This window comes from Sphingomonas sp. PvP056 (assembly GCF_040549155.1).
Taxonomy (GTDB): Bacteria; Pseudomonadota; Alphaproteobacteria; order Sphingomonadales; family Sphingomonadaceae; genus Sphingomonas.
The window spans coordinates 186703-206592 of the sequence record NZ_JBEPST010000004.1 but is presented as its reverse complement, the minus strand read 5'-3'; the positions used below and the strand labels follow the sequence as shown (position 1 = coordinate 206592).

16 protein-coding genes and 1 tRNA gene are annotated in these 19890 nt (G+C 65.1%); 10 read left to right on the top strand and 7 right to left on the bottom strand.

Annotation, left to right across the window (positions count from 1 at the left end; genetic code table 11):
- The 7 genes from ABIC17_RS11515 to ABIC17_RS11485 all read left to right on the top strand — a co-directional run bounded on the left by ABIC17_RS11515 (window position 1) and on the right by ABIC17_RS11485 (window position 7004).
- Window positions 1–1038, top strand: a complete 1038-nt coding sequence (locus tag ABIC17_RS11515; RefSeq protein ID WP_354281955.1) for a glycosyltransferase family 4 protein — start codon at window positions 1–3, stop codon at window positions 1036–1038.
- Between the two features lie 58 nt (window positions 1039–1096).
- On the top strand, window positions 1097–1345 hold the full coding sequence (locus ABIC17_RS11510; protein WP_354281954.1) for a type II toxin-antitoxin system ParD family antitoxin: 249 nt from the start codon (window positions 1097–1099) through the stop codon (window positions 1343–1345).
- A 1-nt stretch (window position 1346) separates the two neighbouring features.
- Window positions 1347–1664, top strand: coding sequence for a type II toxin-antitoxin system RelE/ParE family toxin (locus ABIC17_RS11505; RefSeq protein WP_354281953.1), 318 nt, complete (start codon window positions 1347–1349; stop codon window positions 1662–1664).
- Window positions 1665–1778: 114 nt separating this feature from the next.
- Window positions 1779–2459 carry a cell cycle transcriptional regulator TrcR gene (locus tag ABIC17_RS11500; RefSeq protein ID WP_354281952.1) on the top strand — a complete coding sequence of 227 codons (681 nt, stop codon included), beginning with the start codon at window positions 1779–1781 and terminating at the stop codon, window positions 2457–2459.
- A 128-nt stretch (window positions 2460–2587) separates the two neighbouring features.
- Window positions 2588–3739, top strand: a complete 1152-nt coding sequence (tgt, locus tag ABIC17_RS11495; protein ID WP_354281951.1) for a tRNA guanosine(34) transglycosylase Tgt — start codon at window positions 2588–2590, stop codon at window positions 3737–3739.
- A 9-nt stretch (window positions 3740–3748) separates the two neighbouring features.
- Window positions 3749–3937, top strand: coding sequence for a hypothetical protein (locus ABIC17_RS11490; protein ID WP_354281950.1), 189 nt, complete (start codon window positions 3749–3751; stop codon window positions 3935–3937).
- Window positions 3938–4184: 247 nt separating this feature from the next.
- Entirely contained in the window at window positions 4185–7004 is a 2820-nt protein-coding gene (locus tag ABIC17_RS11485) for a M16 family metallopeptidase (RefSeq protein ID WP_354281949.1), read from the top strand.
- Between the two features lie 143 nt (window positions 7005–7147).
- On the opposite strand, the gene ABIC17_RS11480 is transcribed toward ABIC17_RS11485, so the two are convergent.
- The 3 genes from ABIC17_RS11480 to ABIC17_RS11470 form a co-directional block, all read right to left on the bottom strand.
- Entirely contained in the window at window positions 7148–9070 is a 1923-nt protein-coding gene (locus ABIC17_RS11480; protein WP_354281948.1) for a S9 family peptidase, read from the bottom strand.
- Window positions 9071–9184: 114 nt separating this feature from the next.
- The gene (locus tag ABIC17_RS11475) at window positions 9185–9598 is read right to left on the bottom strand and encodes a holin family protein (RefSeq protein ID WP_354281947.1); all 414 of its coding nucleotides are present in this window, start codon (window positions 9596–9598) and stop codon (window positions 9185–9187) included.
- 15 nt (window positions 9599–9613) lie between these two features.
- A complete protein-coding gene (locus ABIC17_RS11470; protein ID WP_354281946.1) occupies window positions 9614–10153 on the bottom strand; it encodes a glycoside hydrolase family 108 protein in 540 nt (179 codons plus the stop codon).
- Window positions 10154–10289: 136 nt separating this feature from the next.
- Between ABIC17_RS11470 and ABIC17_RS11465 the strand changes: the two genes are divergently transcribed.
- Window positions 10290–14216 carry a PAS domain S-box protein gene (locus ABIC17_RS11465; protein WP_354281945.1) on the top strand — a complete coding sequence of 1309 codons (3927 nt, stop codon included), beginning with the start codon at window positions 10290–10292 and terminating at the stop codon, window positions 14214–14216.
- Window positions 14217–14220: 4 nt separating this feature from the next.
- Window positions 14221–14952: a response regulator transcription factor gene (locus tag ABIC17_RS11460; protein WP_354281944.1), complete on the top strand. Its 732-nt coding sequence runs from the start codon at window positions 14221–14223 to the stop codon at window positions 14950–14952.
- Between the two features lie 34 nt (window positions 14953–14986).
- Here ABIC17_RS11460 and ABIC17_RS11455 read toward each other — a convergent pair whose 3' ends face one another.
- Window positions 14987–15613, bottom strand: a complete 627-nt coding sequence (locus ABIC17_RS11455) for a response regulator transcription factor (protein ID WP_354281943.1) — start codon at window positions 15611–15613, stop codon at window positions 14987–14989.
- A gap of 112 nt (window positions 15614–15725) precedes the next feature.
- Here ABIC17_RS11455 and ABIC17_RS11450 point away from each other — a divergent pair, with 112 nt between their 5' ends.
- A complete protein-coding gene (locus ABIC17_RS11450) occupies window positions 15726–17138 on the top strand; it encodes a hypothetical protein (protein WP_354281942.1) in 1413 nt (470 codons plus the stop codon).
- 3 nt (window positions 17139–17141) lie between these two features.
- On the opposite strand, the gene ABIC17_RS11445 is transcribed toward ABIC17_RS11450, so the two are convergent.
- From ABIC17_RS11445 to ABIC17_RS11435, 3 genes are all read right to left on the bottom strand, one after another.
- The gene (locus ABIC17_RS11445; protein WP_354281941.1) at window positions 17142–17498 is read right to left on the bottom strand and encodes a hypothetical protein; all 357 of its coding nucleotides are present in this window, start codon (window positions 17496–17498) and stop codon (window positions 17142–17144) included.
- Between the two features lie 172 nt (window positions 17499–17670).
- Window positions 17671–19542, bottom strand: coding sequence for an acyltransferase family protein (locus ABIC17_RS11440; RefSeq protein WP_354281940.1), 1872 nt, complete (start codon window positions 19540–19542; stop codon window positions 17671–17673).
- A gap of 265 nt (window positions 19543–19807) precedes the next feature.
- A tRNA-Pro gene (locus ABIC17_RS11435) sits at window positions 19808–19884 on the bottom strand.
- Between the last annotated feature and the right edge of the window lie 6 nt (window positions 19885–19890).

Genomic DNA, 19890 nt, shown 5'->3' with positions numbered 1-19890 from the left:
GTGCGGATCGCGATCGTCACCGATGCCTGGAGCCCGCAAGTCAACGGCGTGGTGCGCACGCTGCAGGCAGTCCGCGCCGAACTGATCAAACAGGGGCATGAAGTCCTGATCGTCTCGCCCGATCTGTTCTATTCGATGCCTTGCCCGACCTACCCCGAGATCCGCCTCGCCTTTGCGCGGACAGCGGCCGTCGGGCGTATTCTCGCAGATTTCGCGCCCAATGCGATCCATCTTGCGACCGAGGGTCCCGTCTGTCTCGCCGCGCGCCGTTGGTGCCTGACGCGGGGTTTCCCCTTTACGACCGCCTATCACACGCAATTCCCGGACTATGTCTCGGCGCGTACGGGGGTGAATCCCGAATGGGTATGGCGCTACATCCGTTGGTTCCACTGGCCCGCGCAGTCGATCCTCGCATCGACCCCGTCGATTGCCGCGACGCTCAAGGCGCATGATTTGACCCGCGTCCGGCACTGGGGCCGGGGTGTGGACCTCTCCACGTTCGGAACCGACATACCACCCGACCCCGCGATCCGTGCGCTGGCGGCGGATGGCCAGGGCCCGATCCAGCTTTATGTCGGGCGGGTGGCGGTCGAGAAGAATATCGAAGCGTTCCTGACCGCGTCGCATCCCGGCGTCAAAGTCATCATCGGCGATGGCCCTGCACGTGCGGCGTTGACCCTCAAATACCCCAAGGCGCATTTCCTCGGCCCACGTTTCGGGCGCGACTTGGCTGCGGCCTATACTGCCGCCGACGTATTCGTTTTCCCGAGCAAGACCGACACCTTCGGTCTGGTCATGATCGAAGCGCTGGCGTGCGGCCTGCCGGTCGCGGCGTATCCCGTGACCGGGCCGATCGACGTGCTCAATCCCCGGGTCGGCGCGATGGACGACGATCTGGATGCGGCGATCGCTGCCGCCTTGACGCGCGACCGCACGGAATGCGCGACATACGGCCAGAGCTTCACTTGGGCGGCGAGCGCGCGGCAGTTCTTGGGCGCGTTGGTGCCGGTCAACCACCCCGAGGCGATCGCGGCTTGAGGCGAAGTGCGCGATAGCGTAAATTTGCCGAGCGACTGCTGTAGCAAGGGACGATGGGATGGACGTATCGGTCGGACCGCGCTGGGAATCCTTCATCGAATTGATCGTCGCGGAAGGCCGTTACGCCTCGGCAGACGCGGTGATGCGCGAGGGGCTGCGGCTGGTGGAAGAGCGCGAGCAGAAGATGAAGGCGCTGCGCGAGACGATTCAAGGCGCGATCGCACGGGGCGGGTCTCATTCAGACGACGAGGTCGGTGCGGCGGTGGACGAGGCGCTGGACGAATGGGAAGCACGGCGGCACGCTTGACGTGCGGCGGCTGATCTATCTGTCGGATGCGCAGATCGCCCTGAGGGACATTGCCGTTTACATCGCTCAGGAGACAGGTGACCGGGCCCTGGCGCCACGGTTCATCGATAATATCCGGGACCGCTGCCGCAAACTTGCAGCATTGCCAGGACTTTTGGGGAGTGCCCGCCCGGAACTCCACGGAGATGTCCCCAGCGTCGTGCACCGCGGCTACCTCATCTTTTTCCGGTACGAAGCGACCACGCTGCAGATCGTGACGGTTCTCAAAGCTGACCGCGATATCCAAAGCTACTTCACCAAAACCCCTTCGCCGCAATAGGGCGTACCCCGCAACCGCGCTTGCCACTCCCCTCTAACCGGCGTACATGCAAAGTCAGCACAAGTGGCCGCTCCGAAAGGGGCGGCCCTTTCCGTTTCTGAAGGAGTTCGCCGCATGGCCCAGCCGCTCATGCCCCATGCCACCGCATCGTGGCTCGTCGACAATACCGCGCTCAGTTTCGAGCAGATCGCGGAGTTCTGCGGTCTCCATATCCTCGAAATCCAGGCGATCGCGGATGACACCGCCGCGACCAAACTGACGGGGCGCGACCCGATCCGTGCGCACGAGCTGACCCAGGCGGAAATCGACAAGGGTCAGGCCAATGCCGACTATCGGCTGCAGATCCTGAAGGGACCGGAGCAGGTCCGTCGCACCAAGGGGCCGCGCTATACGCCGGTGTCGAAGCGTTCGGACAAGCCCGACGGCATTTCGTGGATCATCCGCAATCATCCGGAGATTAGCGACGGCGCGATCAGCGCGTTGATCGGCACGACCCGCACGACGATCGCGGCGATCCGCGACCGCAGCCATTGGAACATTGCGAACATCACGCAGAAGGATCCGGTCACGCTCGGCCTGACGACACAGCGCGAACTCGACGCCGCGGTCGGCAAGGCCGCCAAGGCTGCCGGGATCGAAGCGCCGGTCGACACGCGGCTCGAGGGCGACCGCGAGGCGCTCATCTCCGAACTGCGCGCCAACCGCGACCAGCTTGCGCGCGACAGCGAAGCCGCCGAGCATGGCGAACCCGCCCCGCGCGCCGAGCCGACCGCCGAGACGCTGTTCAAGCGCTAAACCAGGACTGACACCCTCCCCTCCCTCCCAAGGGAGGGGCCGGGGGTGGGTTGGTATGAGGCGGGTGCCGCGTTCGACAACGAACCGACCCACCCCCAGCCCCTCCCTTCCAGGGAGGGGAGCAAGACATGACAGACCGACCCCGATTCGCCTTCACCATCGCCGCGACCGACGGCAAGGCACGCACCGGCGAAATCGCGATGCGCCGCGGCACGATCCGCACCCCCGCCTTCATGCCGGTCGGCACCGCCGCCACCGTCAAGGCGGTCAAGCCCGCCGACGTCCGCGCAGCGGGCGCGGACATCATCCTCGGCAACACCTATCACCTCATGCTCCGCCCCGGCGCGGAACGCGTCGCACGGCTGGGGGGGCTGCACGATTTCATGGGCTGGAACCGCCCGATTCTTACCGACAGCGGCGGCTATCAGGTGATGAGCCTCAGCGACCTCACCAAGCGCGACGAGAATGGCGTCACCTTCAAGTCGCACCTCGACGGCACGCGCCACACCCTCAGCCCCGAACGCTCGATCGAGATCCAGCGCCTGCTTGGTTCGGACATCGTGATGGCGTTCGACGAACTGGTCCCCACCACCTCGACCCCCGAAGTCCAGGCCGCCGCGATGGCGCGCTCGATGCGCTGGGCGAAGCGGTCGCGCGATGCGTTCGATGGCGGCGGCGCGCATGCCGAAGGTGCGGCGATCTTCGGCATCCAGCAAGGCGCGCTCGACCAGACGCTCCGCGCCGACAGCGCGGGCGCGCTGATCGACATTGGCTTCGACGGTTATGCGGTCGGCGGCCTTGCGGTTGGTGAGGGGCAGGAAGCGATGTTTGGCTGCCTCGACTTCGCGCCCGATCAATTGCCTGCGGACAAGCCGCGCTACCTGATGGGCGTTGGCAAACCGACCGACATCGTCGGAGCGGTCGAACGCGGGATCGACATGTTCGACTGCGTTCTTCCCACTCGATCGGGGCGGACCGGCCAGGCGTTTACGCGCCACGGCCCGATCAACCTGCGCAATGCCAAGTTCGCCGAGGATCAGGGGCCGCTTGATCCGGCCTGCGGTTGCCCGGTCTGCGGAACGTGGACGCGGGCATATCTGCATCATCTCGTCCGCTCGCAGGAAATCCTCGGCGCGATGCTGATGACCGAACATAACTTGTGGTTCTATCAGGGGTTGATGGCGGACCTTCGTGCGGCGATAACGGACGGGCGGCTCAAGAGCTTTGCCGACGGCTTTCGGGAGGCATATCGGTCTTCCCCGGTAACGCCGTCGGAGTGAGAGGGAATCATGGCTGAAATCAACGAAATCGAAGCAGCGGCTCGTGACCACAAGCGCGTCCGCGACGCCGCCGAAGCCGCCAAGGGTGCGGTCAAGGACAGCTGGCCCGTCGTACCGATCGCGATCGGCGTGGGCGTCGGCTCGGCGGCACTGGCGGCGGTGCTGATGTATACCAACCGGGATCGCAGCAAGCCCTGACGCGGTGGAATAATCGCTGCTTCTACGTGAGCAGCTTCCCCGGCGAAGGCCGGGGCCCAGCAGGATAGGTTGCCGTAACAGGGCGCTAGGCCCCGTTATCGGCGTTTCGCTCCTGGGCCCCGGCCTTCGCCGGGAAAGCAGTAACAAAAGGGAAAGCCGCCAGTACGGATAGCGCGCCCCTACGATTGACAGACCCCACCCCCAGGCAACAGATGGCGGCCTTCCCGTTTCGTCGGAGTTGCCCCCCATGCGCTTGTCCCGTGCCGCCCTTCTGCTGGGCGCCGCCCTGCTGCCCGCAACCCTCGTACAGGCGCAACCGACCGCCCCAGCCGTAAAGCCGATCGCCTTCACCGAACGCACGCTCGCCAACGGCCTGCGCGTCTATGCGATCCGCGACACCAGCACGCCCAACGTCTCGGTCCAGATGTGGTACGACGTCGGCTCGAAGGACGATCCCGCCGGTCGCTCGGGTTTCGCGCACATGTTCGAACATCTCATGTTCAAGGCGACGCGCAACCTCGTGTCGGAACAGATGGACCGGCTGACCGAGGACGTCGGCGGCAACAACAATGCGTCGACCAACGACGATTACACCGAATATCACGAGACGATTCCCGCCAACCACCTCCAGCGCCTGCTGTTCGCCGAAGCCGACCGAATGGCGAGCCTGGTGGTCGAGCCCAAGAGCTTCGCCTCCGAACGCGACGTGGTGAAGGAGGAACTCCGCCAGAACACCAACGCGCGGCCCTACGGCAAGTTGTTCTCGCAATATTTCCCCGCGATCAGCTACACCCGCCACCCCTATGCGCGCGGGACGATCGGCAGCATCGACAATCTCGACAGCGCACAGATCGACGACGTCCGCGCGTTCCATGCAACTTTCTACCGCCCCGACAATGCGGTGCTCGTCGTCTCGGGCAATTTCGACCCCGCGCAATTGAACCAGTGGGTCGACCAGTATTTCGCGAAGATCAAACGCCCCGACCGTCCGATCCCGCGCGTCACCACGACCGAGCCGCCGCGCACGCAGGCTGTCAGCCGCACGGTCTATGAAGCGAACACCCCGCTCCCCGCGGTGCTCATCAGCTACCCCATCCCCGCCGACCGCGACCCCGACAGCGCGGCGCTCGCGGTGCTCAACACGATCCTGTCGCAGGGCGAAAGCTCGCGGCTGTATGAGAGCCTCGTCTACCGCGACCAGCTTGCGCAGTCGGCGGAGACCTATCTCGACGTCAAGCAGGGCCCGGGCAATCTCGCGGTGATCGCGATCATGGCGGGCGGCAAGGACGTCGCGACCGGCGAGGCCGCGCTGCGCAAGGAAATCGCGCGGATGCGCGACACCGCGGTCAGCCCGGCGGAACTGGCGAAGGCGAAGAACCAGATCGTCACCGCCGAACTGCTCGGCCGCGAAACCGCCGAGGGCAAGGGCCGCACGATCGCGCAGGCGACGATCATCGACGGCGACCCGCACGCTGCCGACCGGCAGCTCGCCGCGATCGGCCGCGTCACCGCCGCCGACGTCCAGCGCGTCGCGCGCAAATACCTCCAGGACAATCGCGCCGCGACGATCCATTACCTCCCCGCGGAAAGCGCAAACGGTGCGAAGGGCGACACGATCGCGGTGGCCCCGACCGTCGTCGCGCAACAGCTCGTCACCCCGCCCGACGTCGAGATCGTCACGCCTGCGACCGCCGCCGAGCGGATCGCGCCCCCTGCCCCTGCCGCCACGGTTCAGGCGACCACTCCAAAGCCGGTCGAATTCGCGCTCGCCAACGGCATGCGCGTCGTCGTCGTCGAGAAGCACGATTTGCCGCTGATGACCGCGCTGCTCGTCGGCCAGGGCGGCGGCGCGAACGATCCCGCGGCGCTCCCCGGCGTCAACAGCCTCGCCGCGACGCTGCTGACCAAGGGCACCGCGTCTCGCAGCGCGACCGATATCGCGCAGCAGATCGAAACGCTCGGCGGCGCGATCTCAAGCGATGCGAGCTGGGACGGGTCGACGATCGACATCACGGTCAAGGCGGATCAGGCCGCGCCCGCGCTCGCCATCCTGGCGGACGTCGCGCGCAACCCCGCGTTCAAGCCCGACGAGATCGAACGCGCCCGCGCGCAGGCGATCGACGGCGTGCAGGTCGCGCAAAAGAACCCGAGCCAACTCGCCGGCCTCGTCGCCGCGCGGACTGCGCTTGGCGCGTCCGCCTATGGCCATCCGCTCGAGGGGACGCCCGCGTCGCTCAAGGCGATTGGCGCGAACGACATTCGCGCGGCCTATGCCGCGACCTGGGCCCCGAAACAGGCAGCCCTCGTGCTCGTCGGCGATATCACTCCTGCACAGGCCAAGCCGTTGGCGGAAGCGGCGTTCGGCATGTGGCGGACGGTCGCTGCGAAACCCTCCACCGTCCCGGCCCAGAGCTATCCCAAGCCGCGCGTCGTCGTCGTAGACATGCCGGGCGCAGGGCAAGCTGGGGTCGTCGTCGCGCGTCCGGGCCTCGCTCGCAGCGATGCGCGATATTATCCGACCGCAGTCGCCAACACGATCCTCGGCGGCGGCTTCTCGTCACGGCTCAACCAGGAAATCCGGATCAAGCGCGGGCTGGCCTATGGCGCGGGGAGTTCGCTCCAGGCGGGGCGGCAGCCAGGGCTGATCGCGGGGCGCACCTCGACCAAGAACCCGTCCGCGCCCGAGACGGTGTCGATCATCCTCGCCGAAATGAAGCGGCTCGGCACGGAGGCGGTGACCCCTGCCGAACTCGACACGCGCAAGGCAGTGCTCGTCGGCAATTTCGGTCGCGCGACCGAGACGACCGGCGGCATCGCAGGCGCGGTCGGCGGCTATGTCGTGCAGGGCGTGCCGCTGAGCGAGCTCGGCGAGTATGTCGCCAAGGTCACGGCGGTCGATCCGGCGGCGGTGCAGGCGGCGGCTGCGGCCGAGCTCGATCCGGCGCGCGCCAGCGTGGTGGTGGTTGGGGATGCGAAGGTGTTCATCGATCCGTTGCGCAAGGCGTATCCGCAGGTCGAGGTGATTCCGGCGGGATCGCTCAAGCTGGAGACGCAGGAGTTGCGCTGACCTTCTCTCTTTCGCCCCTCCCCTTCAGGGGAGGGGATGGGGGTGGGGCAGTTCAGCAAAACCAACGCTTGGCAATCTGCACGGCCCCACCCCAACCCCTCCCCTGAAGGGGAGGGGCTTTTCTCGTTACCCGCGCGTCGGGATCACGACGAAGGCTTCAAATACCGATCAAACCACGCCAACGACCGCTTCCGAACATCCGCAGCATTCGCCGGCGCGCGAATTCCGTGCCCCTCCTCCGGATAGATCACCAGCGACGTCGGCACGCCCTGGTCCTTCAGCCCGTGCCAATATTCGATCGACTGAGTCGGCGGCACCTCGATGTCGCGCTCACCGACGTAGATGAAGGTCGGCGTCTTCGCGCGCGTCATGAAATTGACCGCCGAGACATCCTCATACGCCTTGCGATCCTGGTACAGCGTCTTGCCGAAGAACGGCAGCATCCACTGGTCAATCCCGTTGGTGCCGTAATAGCTGACCCAGTTGGACAGCCCCGCCCCCGCGACGATCGCCTTGAAGCGGTTGGTCTGGGTGTTCGCCCACATCGCCATGAACCCGCCATAGCTGCCCCCGGTCAGTCCGAGCCGCGCGTCGTCGATCGGTGCGACCTTCTCGACCGCGTCGATCCCGGTCAGGATATCGCGCAAATCGCCCCCGCCGAAATCGCGCTTGTTGGCGGCGGTGAACGCCTCGCCCTGACCGAAGCTGCCGCGCGGATTGGGCAGGAAGATGTAGTAGCCCGCGTCCAGCAGATCGCTGTAGCCCCCGCCGAAATAGGGCGTATTCGCCGCCGACGGCCCGCCATGGACGATCGTGATCATCGGCGCCTTCTTCGCAGGATCGGCATCGAGCGGTGCCAACAGCCATCCTTGCGCGGTAAAGCCCTCATTCTTCCAGCTGATCGAGCGCGCTGTCATCGTCGCCGGAATAGCGTCGTTATCGTGCGTTATCTGTACCGGCGCGGTCACCGGCCCGGCAAAGATCACCGGTGCGTGGGTGAAATCCTGGGAGACCGTCGCAACGGTCTGGCCATCCGCGCTCCACGCAGCCTTGGCATCGCCCGCCGCGAGGCTGGCCGGGCGCGACCAGCCGAAACCGTCCGAGCGATCCCCCGATACCGTGAACAGCCCTGCCCGGTCGCCCCGCAACGCAGTGCCGCGGATCAGTCGGTCGGTCCATTCGAGCGACGTTATGGTCAGCCGCCCATCGGGCGTAACGTTGCGCGGTGCGCCGCCGGCGAACGGAACCGTCCAGACGTCCCCGCCGACCGAGCCAAAGTCGCTCATCAGGCCGCCGATGTAAGCGACGGTCGTGCCATCCGGCGAGACGCGCGGGAAGTTGAGTTGCGTCGTCGGCTTGGCAATCTGTCGCACCACGCCGGTCGTGGCATCCACCGCATCCAGCGTCGCCACCCACCAGTTGTTGTCGCCGTTGCCGAGTGCAGACGTGACGACGAAACCCTTGCCGTCGGGCGTCCAGTCATATTCGTAGATGTAGCGGTCCGCCGGGGACACCGGCTTGACGGCTTCCGCCGCGACCGGTGCGCCATCGACATCGAATATCGCCAGCCTCTGTTCGTCACTCTTCTCGCCGATCTCGCCGACCTGCCGGACGCCCGCTTGTGCCGCCCCCGATTCCTTGGCGGCCCCGATCGTCACCAACAGGGCAAGCCGCTTGCCGTCGGGCGCGAAACGCGGGGTCTGCGCAATACCCTTGATCGTGGCGACGGTCCGCGCGGTACCGTTGCGGTCCACCGCCAGCGTCACCGTCCCCGCGGTACGATCCCGCGCAAGCCAGGCGAGTGTCCCGTCGGGCGCGAACGTCAGCCCCGACAAGCTGCACGCGCTGCGGCAGGGATCGAAGCTCCGCAGCACCTTGCCGCCGCGTACTGCGCGGATCGTGATCGTCCCCTTGCCGCCGCTTGTGTCGACACTGGCGATCTTGTCGCCCTGCCCCGAGATGGCGAGGCTGCTATAGCCGTGCACCGCTGGTGGCGTAGCAGCCATTGCGGGCATCGCCAGGGCGGTAGTGGCGGCGGCAGTCAACAAGGCGAAGATCGGGCGCATCAGGATACTCCGGGAGTGATGGAGTGGGATAGCACAGTAAAACTGCGAGGCAATCGGCCGAGCGTCCCGTCCCCTTCGCTGCCTCTCTATCCGGATCCACCCTCCGGCATTGCGTTACTTCTCCAGTCCGCGCGCCTTGCCCCAGGAACGTGCTGCAGTGTAGCCAAGATACCCGGTCCCGAAGAGCGCATAAAGCGGTTCTGGAATGCCGGAGAGGTAGGCGTTCATGCCGGCTGCAATGTCCGCCGCCATCTGCGGCCGGACCGCCGCGATCAGCCCCATCGGGATTGCCCACAACAGCAGTGCGTACATCACATACAGAAAGCTCGGTCGCGCGCGGCTTGTCCAGGGATCAGTCGACTGCGCTTCGGCAATGATCGCCGCAATCTGCGTCTTGACCTGTTCCAGCTCCTGGCTGCCTTGCAACGCGAGGAGCTTCCGCTTCGCCTCGTCGCGTGCTTTCGGGTCCGGGACGATCTTGTCGATGATCCCCGCGATCGGACCGATGAGTCCATTCAGCAATCCCATGTTCCACTCCCATGTTTAACCGATACGGTTTGACAGCCATCCGTAGAGGAACGTTTCATTTGCCGGGCGTGCCTCCGCCAGGGCGACGTACCGCTCTCCGCGCAGTGCCTCGACCGCCTTGGCAAGCACCGCATCACCACCTGCTCCGCGACGTGCAGCGAAACCGCTCAACGCTGCGATTGTGGCTGGGCCGATCACACCGTCAGGCTGCACATCGGGATAGTCCTGCGCTCCGCGGTTGAGCGCGTTGAGCGCTCGCTGCAAAAACGCGACAGCAACCACCACTCCCATATTCACGCTGGTATCGAACAGAATCGCGGCAACGTTCGGTGTCAGTTTTGCTACCGCATCGAGCCGCGGCCGTTCCCAATAGGCTTCGCGGTAGATCTGCCGCGCAGTTGCGACGGGAAGGCTGCGCATTGGCCCCGCATATCCGTGCGCACGTGCGACCGCGGCGGTGATCCCGTACCGCGTCTCGCCGCCAGCGTCGGCGGGATCATGCGTGTATCCCCCCTCCCGTCGCAGCACATCGTCGATCAGTCCGTCAACCGTCATGGCATCCTCCATGATGGGCAATGTAACCGGTTTGGTTTGTGTAGGACAGCCACGGGCATACCGCATGTGATCCACGACAGCATGTCTGCGATTTGCTATTCAAGGCCGTGCACCCAACCCTGGTTCCCAAGGGCCCATGACAGCAGCGCTTTTACCTCCACAGCAGGATCGGCAGACGCAGTGGGCCCATCGGGTCGGCTGGTTGCTTGCGCGGTGCCTATTCGGCGCGACGATCTTCGCGCTTGCCTGGATCGGGATCGTGTGGTCGGTCGGCGAAGAATCGATCGCGGCCTTGTGGCTCCCCAATGCGTTGCTGACCGCCGCCATTCTGCGAGGCGGCTGGGCCCGCTCAGCCGGATGGATCGTCGCAACGTTGATCGGGCTCGTCACGGCCAGCGTCGTGGCATCGGGTTCGGTCGGGGCGAACCTCATGTTTCCGCTGATCGACGTCGCCGAGGCGATGTTCGGATGCTGGCTGTTCACGCTCGGTCGGACAAGCCGCCCGGACATGCGCGAGATCGCCGACGTGACGCGCTACGTACTGTGCTGTGCCGTTGTCGCGCCGGCAATTTCGGGCTTTGCGGTGGCATTGCGCCTGGCCCCTCCTGGGGAATGGATCGTGTGGCGCGCGTGGCTTTCGTGGTCGCTTGCCAACGGACTTGGGATGTTGATCACCGGACCGGTCGCGCTGATCGCGATCGACGCCTGGCCGCGCCGCCATGAAGTCGATCGCGCGCGGTTCCCGGAAATCGCGGGAATCCTGCTGGGCAGTGCGGCGCTCGCGATCGTTGTGTTCGGGCAAACGCGCTATCCGCTGGCGTTCCTGTGTCTGCCGATGATGATCGTCGCCGCAATGCGCCTCGGCATCATCGGTACGGCGGCGACGATCCTGGTCGTGTCGGTCATCGCGACCGTCGAGACGCTTCGCGGATCGGGGCCGATGTGGCTGATTGACGTGCCCTTCAGCATGCGGATCCACGTTTTGCAGGTGCTACTGGCAACCGCGTTCGGGATCGGTCTGCCGTTCGCCTCGGTTCTCAGCACGCGGGATCGTACGCGGGCCGAACTGAAATATGCGCGCGATTTCTCGGATACGCTGCTGGCCGCGATGCAGGAAGCGGTGTTCCGGACCGACGCCGAGGGGCGATGGATCTTCCTCAACCGCGCATGGGAAACGCTGACCGGCTATTCGGTCGAAGAAAGCCTTGGCTGGCACACCGCGCGGCTGCTGCATCCGGAAGACCGCACGCATGCGGCCACACACTATCCACGGATTGTCTCGGGCGAGATCGAGGAGACCACACTCAAGCAGCGGTTCTACACGGCATCTGGCGAATCCCGCCACATCGAGGTGACGTTGCGCCGCCTCGCCAGTGCGGATGGCACGTTTGACGGCACGATCGGGACGATCCGCGACATCACGGCTGCAGTCGCGACACAACGCGCCCTCGAGGACAGCGAAGTCCGGTTCCGCCGGCTTGCCGAGGCGGCGCCCGTCGGCATCTTCCGGGCCGGCCCCGATGGCGGCCTCACCTACGTCAACCGCGCCTGGGCGACCAAGATCGGCCTCTCGGTCGAGGAATCGCTCGGGACCGGCTGGATGCAGGCGTTGGTCGACCCCGGAACCTTCGTGCGCGAACCGGCCTGGCATGGGCTCACGCCCGGGACGATCAAGGTTCGGGATTTTGCCTTCCACGATCCCAAGGGTGGCGAGCTGTGGGTGCAAAGCGTCAACAGCGCCGAGTTCGACAGCCAGGGTGTTCTGACGGGATACGTCGGCGCGGTCGTCGACATCACCGAACAACGGCGCGCCAGAATTGCGCTGGCGGAGAGCAAGCGACTGTTCGAGACGCTGGCGGCACTGTCGCCGGCGGGCATCTACCGCTCCAATGCGCAAGGCGGTATCGTCTATGCCAATCGTGCCTGGTTGGATGTGGCGGGGCTAACGCTGGAACAGGCATCCGGGGACGGGTGGATCCCGTCGGTTCACCCCGACGATCTGGAGCGTTTGCGCACGGAATGGCGCGAGACCGTGCTCGAGTCGCGCGAGCTTCGCACCGAATTCCGCTTCGTTCGCCCCGACGGATCGATCCGTTGGGTCGAGACGATCACCACCAGCGAGTGGGACGATTCCGGCCGGCAGATCGGTTTCATCGGCGTCAACGTCGATATCACGCATCGCAAAGCCACCGAAGCAGCCCTTCGCGAGCGAACCGAGCAGTTAAAGCTGCTGGCGGAGAACGCCACCGATGCGGTATTCCGGACGTCGATCGATGGGGTTTGCCTGTACGTTTCCCCATCGGTGTTCGATCTCGTCGGATTGCGGCCTGATCAGTTGGTCGGGCGCAACATGCTGCGTGGATACCATCCCGATGATGTCGAAGACGTACTCAGGACGCATCGGGCGCTTGGCGCGGGGCTGATCGATCGGCGCGTGATCGCCTATCGCATGAAACGCGTCGATCAGCCCGACACCTGGCGCTGGCTTGAGTCGAACAGTGGGCTGGTGCGCGACCCCGTGACGGGCGAGCCACGCGAGATAATCTCGTCGGTGCGCGACATTTCCGAACGCAAGCGACTCGAATTCGAGCTGGACTCAGCGCGACGCCATGCCGAAGTCGCGGCGCAGGCGAAATCGAGCTTCCTCGCCAACATGAGCCATGAAATCCGGACGCCGATGAACGGTGTGCTCGGCTTCACCGAACTGCTGCTCGCGGAAAATCCCCGCAAGGATCAGCAGCAGAAGCTCCAGATGATTGCCGATTCCGGCAAGGCGATGATGCGGTTGCTCAACGACATCCTGGATCTTTCGAAGATCGAGGCGGGGCATGTCACGCTCGCGCAAGACCGCGTCGACTGGCATCACCTCGCCCGGAGCTGCGCGCGGTTGATCATGCCGCTCACCACCACGGCAGGGATCGCGCTCGAGGTCGACGTCGCCGATTCCGTCCCGAACGCGGTGATCGGGGACGGGCTGCGCTTGCGACAGATCGTGCTGAACCTGCTCGGAAACGCGGCCAAGTTTACCGAACGCGGATCGATTCGACTGAGCGTATCGTGCGATGACGCCATGATTGTCGTTGCGATCGCGGATACCGGCGTCGGCATTGCGGAGGATCGCCAGGGTGCGATCTTCCACGAATTCGTCCAGGAGGATGTGAGCACCTCGCGTCGGCACGGTGGCACCGGGCTCGGCCTCGCGATCTCGAACCAGCTTGCGCACTTGATGGACGGCACGATCTCGCTCACCAGCACGGTCGGCGTCGGGACGACGGTGACGGTGCGCCTCCCATTGATCGTCGCGCCCGCGGAACAGTCCGTCATCACACAGAGGCGCACCGCCGCCCCTGCGCTGCCCGCCGTACCGGGTGCACGCGTGCTTGTTGCCGAAGACCATGAGGTCAACCAGACGCTCATTAAGGCTATGCTAACACGGCTTGGTTATCGTCCCGCTATTGCCCGTACCGGGCTCGAAGCGATCGCGATGGTCGAACGTGCCAGGAGCGCGGCTACGCCGTTCGCGCTGATATTGATGGACATGCAAATGCCGGAACTCGACGGGATCGAAGCGACCAAACGGATTCGAGACGCGGGCATTTCGGCGGAAACGCTCCCGATCGTCGCGCTGACCGCCAACGCCTATGCCAGCGACGTCGAAAGCTGCGTCGCGGCGGGAATGCAGGGACATTTGGCAAAGCCTGTGCAGATGGGTGCGCTGGACGATATCGTGCGACGCTGGGCAGTGCCCAAACAGCCGCCGGTCGTGCCCCAGGCAACCAGTGACGACACCGATCTCCAGGCGCAGTTCGATGCACGGGTGCGCAACCTCTTCGCGCTGTATGACGCCACGATCGCGCTGGATACGGTCGATGCCGCCGCGATCGATGCGCTGCGCCACGCGCTGCATCAGGTGGCGGGCACCGCGGCCTTCTTCGGCCACGGCAAGCTCGGCACGGTAGCGCGGGACATCGACGACGGGCTCGACATCCCCGCCGGGGCGGCGCGCGACACGGTGCTCCAATCGGGTCACGCGCAGCTGCACCGCGTGCGGCAGGCGGGATAAGACGATGGCCCGCATCGTGATCGTCGATGACGACGAGTTGATCTGCGCGATCGTCGCGCGGACGCTGACACCGCTTGGCCATGTTGTTCTGCCGGTGGGTGACGGTGCCGATGCGCTCGACAGCCTGTGGGATAGCGGTCCCGATCTGGTGATCCTCGACTGCGCGCTACCCGGGAAGACGGGTCTCGCGATCCTTGGCGAGATGCGGACATCGGCGATGTTCCGGGATCTTCCGGTGGTGATCCTGACCGCTCGGCGGAGCGAATGGCACGTCAAGATGGCGCTGGATGCCGGCGCGAACGCCTATGTCCGCAAACCCTTCGCGCCCGAGGAACTGGTCGAGAAGGTCACCGCGCTGCTCGCCCCTGCCCCCGCCGCCGACTTGTCGCCCGCCACCGCCATCGCGCCGGAAACGCTGCTTGATTGCGACCGCCTTGCCGACCTGCGTGGCGCGGTTGGCGACGCGGATGCGGACCGGTTGCTCGAGATGATGGTGCGCGATATCGGGGCGCGCACGGAAGCGATCGCCGGAGCGCTCGCGGAAGGCAATCACGTCCGGGCGGAACGCGAGGCGCATGCCTTGCGCGGGGCGTGCAACGGGATCGGCGCGCTCGATCTTGCGCTAGCGTGCCTGGCGATCGAACGTGGCGAATGTCGCACAAGCGACGCCCTGACAGGGCTTGCCGTCCGCACGATGGCCGCGATCGAAGAGGCACGAGCGACCACTGCCATTTGATATAATGTCGTTCTACATCAACGACTAAACGGCATCACGCAGCGACGTCCAGCGCTTGCAACGCCAGGATCGCCTGGGTCCGGTTGGTAACGCCGAGCTTGCGGAAGATCTGCGCGAAATGCGTCTTCACGGTCGTTTCGGCGATCCCGAGTTCATAGGCGATCTGCTTGTTCTGGCTGCCATCCGCGGCGGCGCGCAGGACGCGGAATTGCGCAGGCGACAGTTCGCCGATGCGGGAGGGGAGCGTCACGACGTCGCTATCCGTCTGCGCCATCTCCGCCGGAAACGCGTTTCCGCCCGTCATTAGCGTCCGAATCGAGCCAACCATCGCACTCATCGGGGCGCTCTTGGGGATATAGCCGCTCGCCCCCTCGCGTGCGGCGCGGCGCATGACGGCAGGATCGTCGGTACTGCTGACGATCGCTACGGTGGCGCGCGGCTGGAGCCGGCGCAGCATCAGCAAGCCCGCGAACCCCTGCACATCGGGCAACATTAAATCGAGCAAGATCAGGTCGAAGCGACGTTGCTCCGCTACGGCGACCGCCTCCGCGATCGTCCCCACCTTGACCGTGTCGGCGCCCGGCGCAACCTGTTCGGTCGCCATTGCCAGCGCTGCCGCGCACATCGGATGGTCGTCTGCGATCAATACAGCCTGAGTCAAAACAATACTCCCCCGGATATATCCCACTTATAGTCGATCCTCCCGCGCAGAATTGCAATCCTTCGTAATTCTTGCGTGACGGCCGATGGGTTCGTCATGCTAACCGCAATCCATGCGGAGAGCCACACTTTCGGTGCAGATCGTTACGCTGCTGATCGCCGCCGGAATCATCACCCAGCTGGCAGTTTTCTGGCCGGGAATCATGACCTGGGATGCGATCCGCCAATATGGCCAGGCCGTCAGCGGCCATTACGACGATTGGCATCCGCCCGCGATGAACTGGTTGTGGCACCTGCTGCGGCGTATTGCCGCCGGACCAGCGCCGATGCTGGTGGTGCAGGCGACACTCTACTGGGCCGGGACCGGGATGCTCGCGCTCGCCACGCTGCGTCGAAGGATGCGGGGGCCGGTCGTCGCCATACTCGTGCTGGCGGTCTCGCCGATCGCGCTGGTGCTGATCGGCACGATATTAAAGGACAGCCTGTTCGCGGGCGCCTTGCTGTTCGCAGCAGGGCTGGTCGCTGTCGCCAGTCCGACTGCGCATTGGCCCCGGATCTGCGCCGCCATGCTGCTGATCGCCGCCGCATCGCTCCGTTTCAATGCAGTGCCAGCGTGCCTTCCCTTGCTTGTCGCGCTCGCGCCTGCCGCGTGGCGACGATCGCTGCCACGGCTAGCCGCGACCGCCACGCTTGCGATCGTACCGCTCGTCCTCGCACTCCCCCTCGCCAATGCGGCGTTACGGGCGGACCGCAGCGGGGTGGAACTGTCGCTCGTGATCTACGATCTCGGCGGGATCGGACGCTTTGCGAACGCTGACGTCTTCCCCCCGACCGGCGTCGCCGATCCGGTCGCGGTCAACAGCGCCTGCTATTCGCCGATCTCCTGGGACAGCTACGCATGGTGGGCGGACGAACCCTGCGCGATCGGTTTCGCTACGCTGCGGGCGCCGCTAAGCGCTAAGCACGCAGCCTATCGCTGGTGGATTGCTGCAATTGTCGACCATCCGGGCGCCTATGTGGCACATCGGCTCGCCCATTTTGACCGCAATACGCGCGCTTTCGTGCAGGATGCGGACCTGCCCGGACTGTCGCTCGAGTCCGATCCCAATCGCTGGGGCTATGCGGTCACACCCGGCGCGCTGCGCGATGGTATCGCAACGCTGGCAATCGCGAGTCTCGCCACCCCGCTCGGCTGGCCAGCCTGCTGGATCGCGCTGGCGTTCGGCCTGGTGGTGTTGCGCCCGTCACTTGGCGGGGGAGAAGGCGGGGCTGGCACGGGTGGGGCGGGCAACATCGCGCCTACGCTTGCATGGTCGGCGCTGCTCTACGCCCTCAGCTACCTGCCGCTCAGCGTGGCGTCCGAAGTGCGCTATCATCTCTGGACGATTACCGCGACAGGCGTGGCGGCGGCGCTGTTGCTCGGCCAACCCGCGACATGGGCGGTGCCGCGCTGGCGGCAGATGCTGGCGATCGGTCCCTTCGCCGCGATCCTGCTGGGCAGCATCGCGGCGCGGGTCATGGGCTAGACGTTACTTCTTGGCGGCGGCCGCAGGCTGCTGGCTCTTCGCGACGCCCTGGATCATTTCGGCGGTCGCGATCTGCTTGGCCTGGAGGCCGCGTGCGCAATTGGTCATCGTCTGAGCGATGTCCTTGCCCATCGGTTCCTTGCCGACCGCGACGACCGCGCTGCGGAACTGCGCAGGCGACAGCTTGGCGTCGACCCGGCCGAGATAATAAGCGACCGAGATGATCGCGACCTGCTTCTTCTTGGGGTCGGCTTCCTTCTCGGCGAAGACGTTGCTGACCAGCATGCACCGCACGTCCGGGTCGGCGGCCTGCGCGGTCGCAGCGGCGGGAACGAGCGACAGGCCAACGGCCAGCGACATTAGAATGGTTTGACGACGCAAGAATATTCTCCGGACAAGCGCACGGCGCAAACGCCATGCTGGGGGCGGCTGTAGCGTGCTATGGGATGCCACGGCAACAATACTGGTCGTGTCTGCCACTCTGGCTGACGAATCGCAGTGTGGGTGGTGCCCGACCCACCGCCCGCATTGCTCACGGTGCCGCCGGAGGCCAGATCAGCGGCGTAAAGCGCCGCGCTAGATCGCGGGCGGCACTCACGGTCAAATGATGGCTGTCGAACAGGATCGGCCGATTACCGGTGGTCAGGCGGCACGTGGTGGGCGAGCAGAAAACATCGCTTGGCCAGAGGACGACTACGCCCGATCGCCCAAGCCACTGTACATACCGGATCGTGGATGCCTGCCGGGTGCGATAGTCCTGAACGCGGATCTCGCGAGTGCCGGTCAGGAGCAGGTAATGGGGCAGATCCTCGCCCACTTCGGCTGGGGTCGGACCAAGCAGGAAGACCGTTTTCCCGCTCCGCTGCAGCGCCCGGATGCTCTCTAGCATACCACGCCGATAGTGCGGGTCGTCGAGGTTCCATGCGAAAAAGCTCGCAAGAATGACGGTATGGATGCGCGTGCTGGTTCTCAGATAGTCCAGGACCAGCGCGTTATGATCGACGCACGCCGGACGTTCGGGCACGATGAACCCCGTGGCGGGCGGGCAGCCCGAATATGTCAGCGATCGCAGTGGATGGGCCGGGCTGCCGAGCGCGTAGGCCAGTTCGATGCCATGGCTGTCACCCCATAGGGCCGTATGCTCGGTCTTGCCGCCAAAGACGCACGCCTTCTCCGGCGGGGCCAGGCCATCGAGAGGATGGCACCGGTCACGCTCGGGACTGGAGTCCAGCCGACCCGCATCGTACGCCAGCACTTCGGGAGAAAACCGCCGCCCGACGAGACCGTCGGTACTCAGCGCAAACGCCCCGCCGACCGTCAGCAGGATGGCCCCACTCGCGGCGGCAAACCCGAACACGTGCTTGCGGGCGAACCGCAACCTATTGCGGAACGGTGTCTCGATGAACTTCCAGGAAAGGTAGCCCATCACCAGGGAAACGATGACCAGACCCACAGCATGATCGAGGGCCGTCCCGGGCAGCGGCAATCGCCGCGCAAAGACAATCAGCGGCCAGTGCCAGAGATACAACGAATAGGAGATCAACCCGACAAACGCGAAAGGACGAAAGGCAAGCACCTGGCCAGCCCGCGTGCCGGGCGCGTAGGCCACGATCAGTGCTGCGCCTCCAACCGGCAGCATCGCCGCCACGCCCGGAAAGCCGGTCTGCGGATCGAACAGGACGCTCGCGGCGACGATCAGGACGATCCCGCACGCCGCAGCGATTTCCCGGATGAACGCCGAACGAACCGTGGGAACGGCCCCAAGCGCGATCAGCGATCCAGCCAGCAGTTCCCAGGCACGCGTCGGGATCAGGTAGAAGGTCGCCATCGGTTTGACCGGGGTCAGGACAATACAGGCCGCGAGCGACACCACTGCCAGCAGGGCAACCAGCAACCGGCGTTGCGCGGGGAAATACCGGATGATGACCGCAAGAATGATCGGGAAACCGATATAAAATTGCTCTTCGACCCCGAGCGACCAGGTGTGCAGCAACGGCTTGTCATAGGCATTGATGTCGAAATAGCCCGACTGCCGCCAGAACACGATGTTGGACGCAAAAAGCAGCGTTCCCAGCACGCTCAATGCGAATGCGTGCATTTCGGTGGGCAACACGAAGTAATAGGCAGCGGCGATGCAGGCCGTAAGCATACCGATGAGCGCCGGGAAAATCCGACGGATCCGGCGTTCGTAAAAGATTGCGTAGCTGAACCGTCCCTCCGTCACGTCACGGTCGATGATCCGCGTAATCAGAAAGCCTGATATGACGAAGAAGATGTCGACCCCGACGTAACCGCCGCCAAAACCCGGGATACCGGCGTGAAAGAAGGTAATCGGCAAGACTGCCAGGGCTCGCAGGCCGTCAATGTCCGCACGGTGTCCCGTCGACGTCGCATCGTGTTGCATTGGTGATCCCGAGCATATGCCTTGACCAAAGCTTCACACGACGCTCGATCGGCACGTCTTGATGACGATGCCGATACCACCCGTTGACAAGTTCATGACGGCGTTCGGGCAGAACACAACCTTTTTCGAAGCGGTACTTTGGTTCGAGGTCACACGACCAAGCTATTGGGAAGCACATCTCTGGAACGTCGGGCGTCGTAAACGCTCGTGATGCCGTCGCCGCAAGGCGTTACTGGCGTGTTCAACTGGCAGGATGTGAAATCTCTGGTCGGGGCGACAGGATTCGAACCTGCGACCCCCACACCCCCAGTGTGATGCGCTACCAGGCTGCGCTACGCCCCGACCGAG

Coding starts and splice junctions, on each gene's coding strand:
- ABIC17_RS11510 (WP_354281954.1), top strand. CDS start 1,097: ATGGACGTATCGGTCGGACCGCGCTGGGAATCCTTCATCGAATTGATC.
- ABIC17_RS11500 (WP_354281952.1), top strand. CDS start 1,779: ATGGCCCAGCCGCTCATGCCCCATGCCACCGCATCGTGGCTCGTCGAC.
- tgt (WP_354281951.1), top strand. CDS start 2,588: ATGACAGACCGACCCCGATTCGCCTTCACCATCGCCGCGACCGACGGC.
- ABIC17_RS11490 (WP_354281950.1), top strand. CDS start 3,749: ATGGCTGAAATCAACGAAATCGAAGCAGCGGCTCGTGACCACAAGCGC.
- ABIC17_RS11485 (WP_354281949.1), top strand. CDS start 4,185: ATGCGCTTGTCCCGTGCCGCCCTTCTGCTGGGCGCCGCCCTGCTGCCC.
- ABIC17_RS11480 (WP_354281948.1), bottom strand. CDS start 9,070: ATGCGCCCGATCTTCGCCTTGTTGACTGCCGCCGCCACTACCGCCCTG.
- ABIC17_RS11475 (WP_354281947.1), bottom strand. CDS start 9,598: ATGGGATTGCTGAATGGACTCATCGGTCCGATCGCGGGGATCATCGAC.
- ABIC17_RS11470 (WP_354281946.1), bottom strand. CDS start 10,153: ATGACGGTTGACGGACTGATCGACGATGTGCTGCGACGGGAGGGGGGA.
- ABIC17_RS11465 (WP_354281945.1), top strand. CDS start 10,290: ATGACAGCAGCGCTTTTACCTCCACAGCAGGATCGGCAGACGCAGTGG.
- ABIC17_RS11460 (WP_354281944.1), top strand. CDS start 14,221: ATGGCCCGCATCGTGATCGTCGATGACGACGAGTTGATCTGCGCGATC.
- ABIC17_RS11450 (WP_354281942.1), top strand. CDS start 15,726: ATGCGGAGAGCCACACTTTCGGTGCAGATCGTTACGCTGCTGATCGCC.
- ABIC17_RS11445 (WP_354281941.1), bottom strand. CDS start 17,498: ATGTCGCTGGCCGTTGGCCTGTCGCTCGTTCCCGCCGCTGCGACCGCG.
- ABIC17_RS11440 (WP_354281940.1), bottom strand. CDS start 19,542: ATGCAACACGATGCGACGTCGACGGGACACCGTGCGGACATTGACGGC.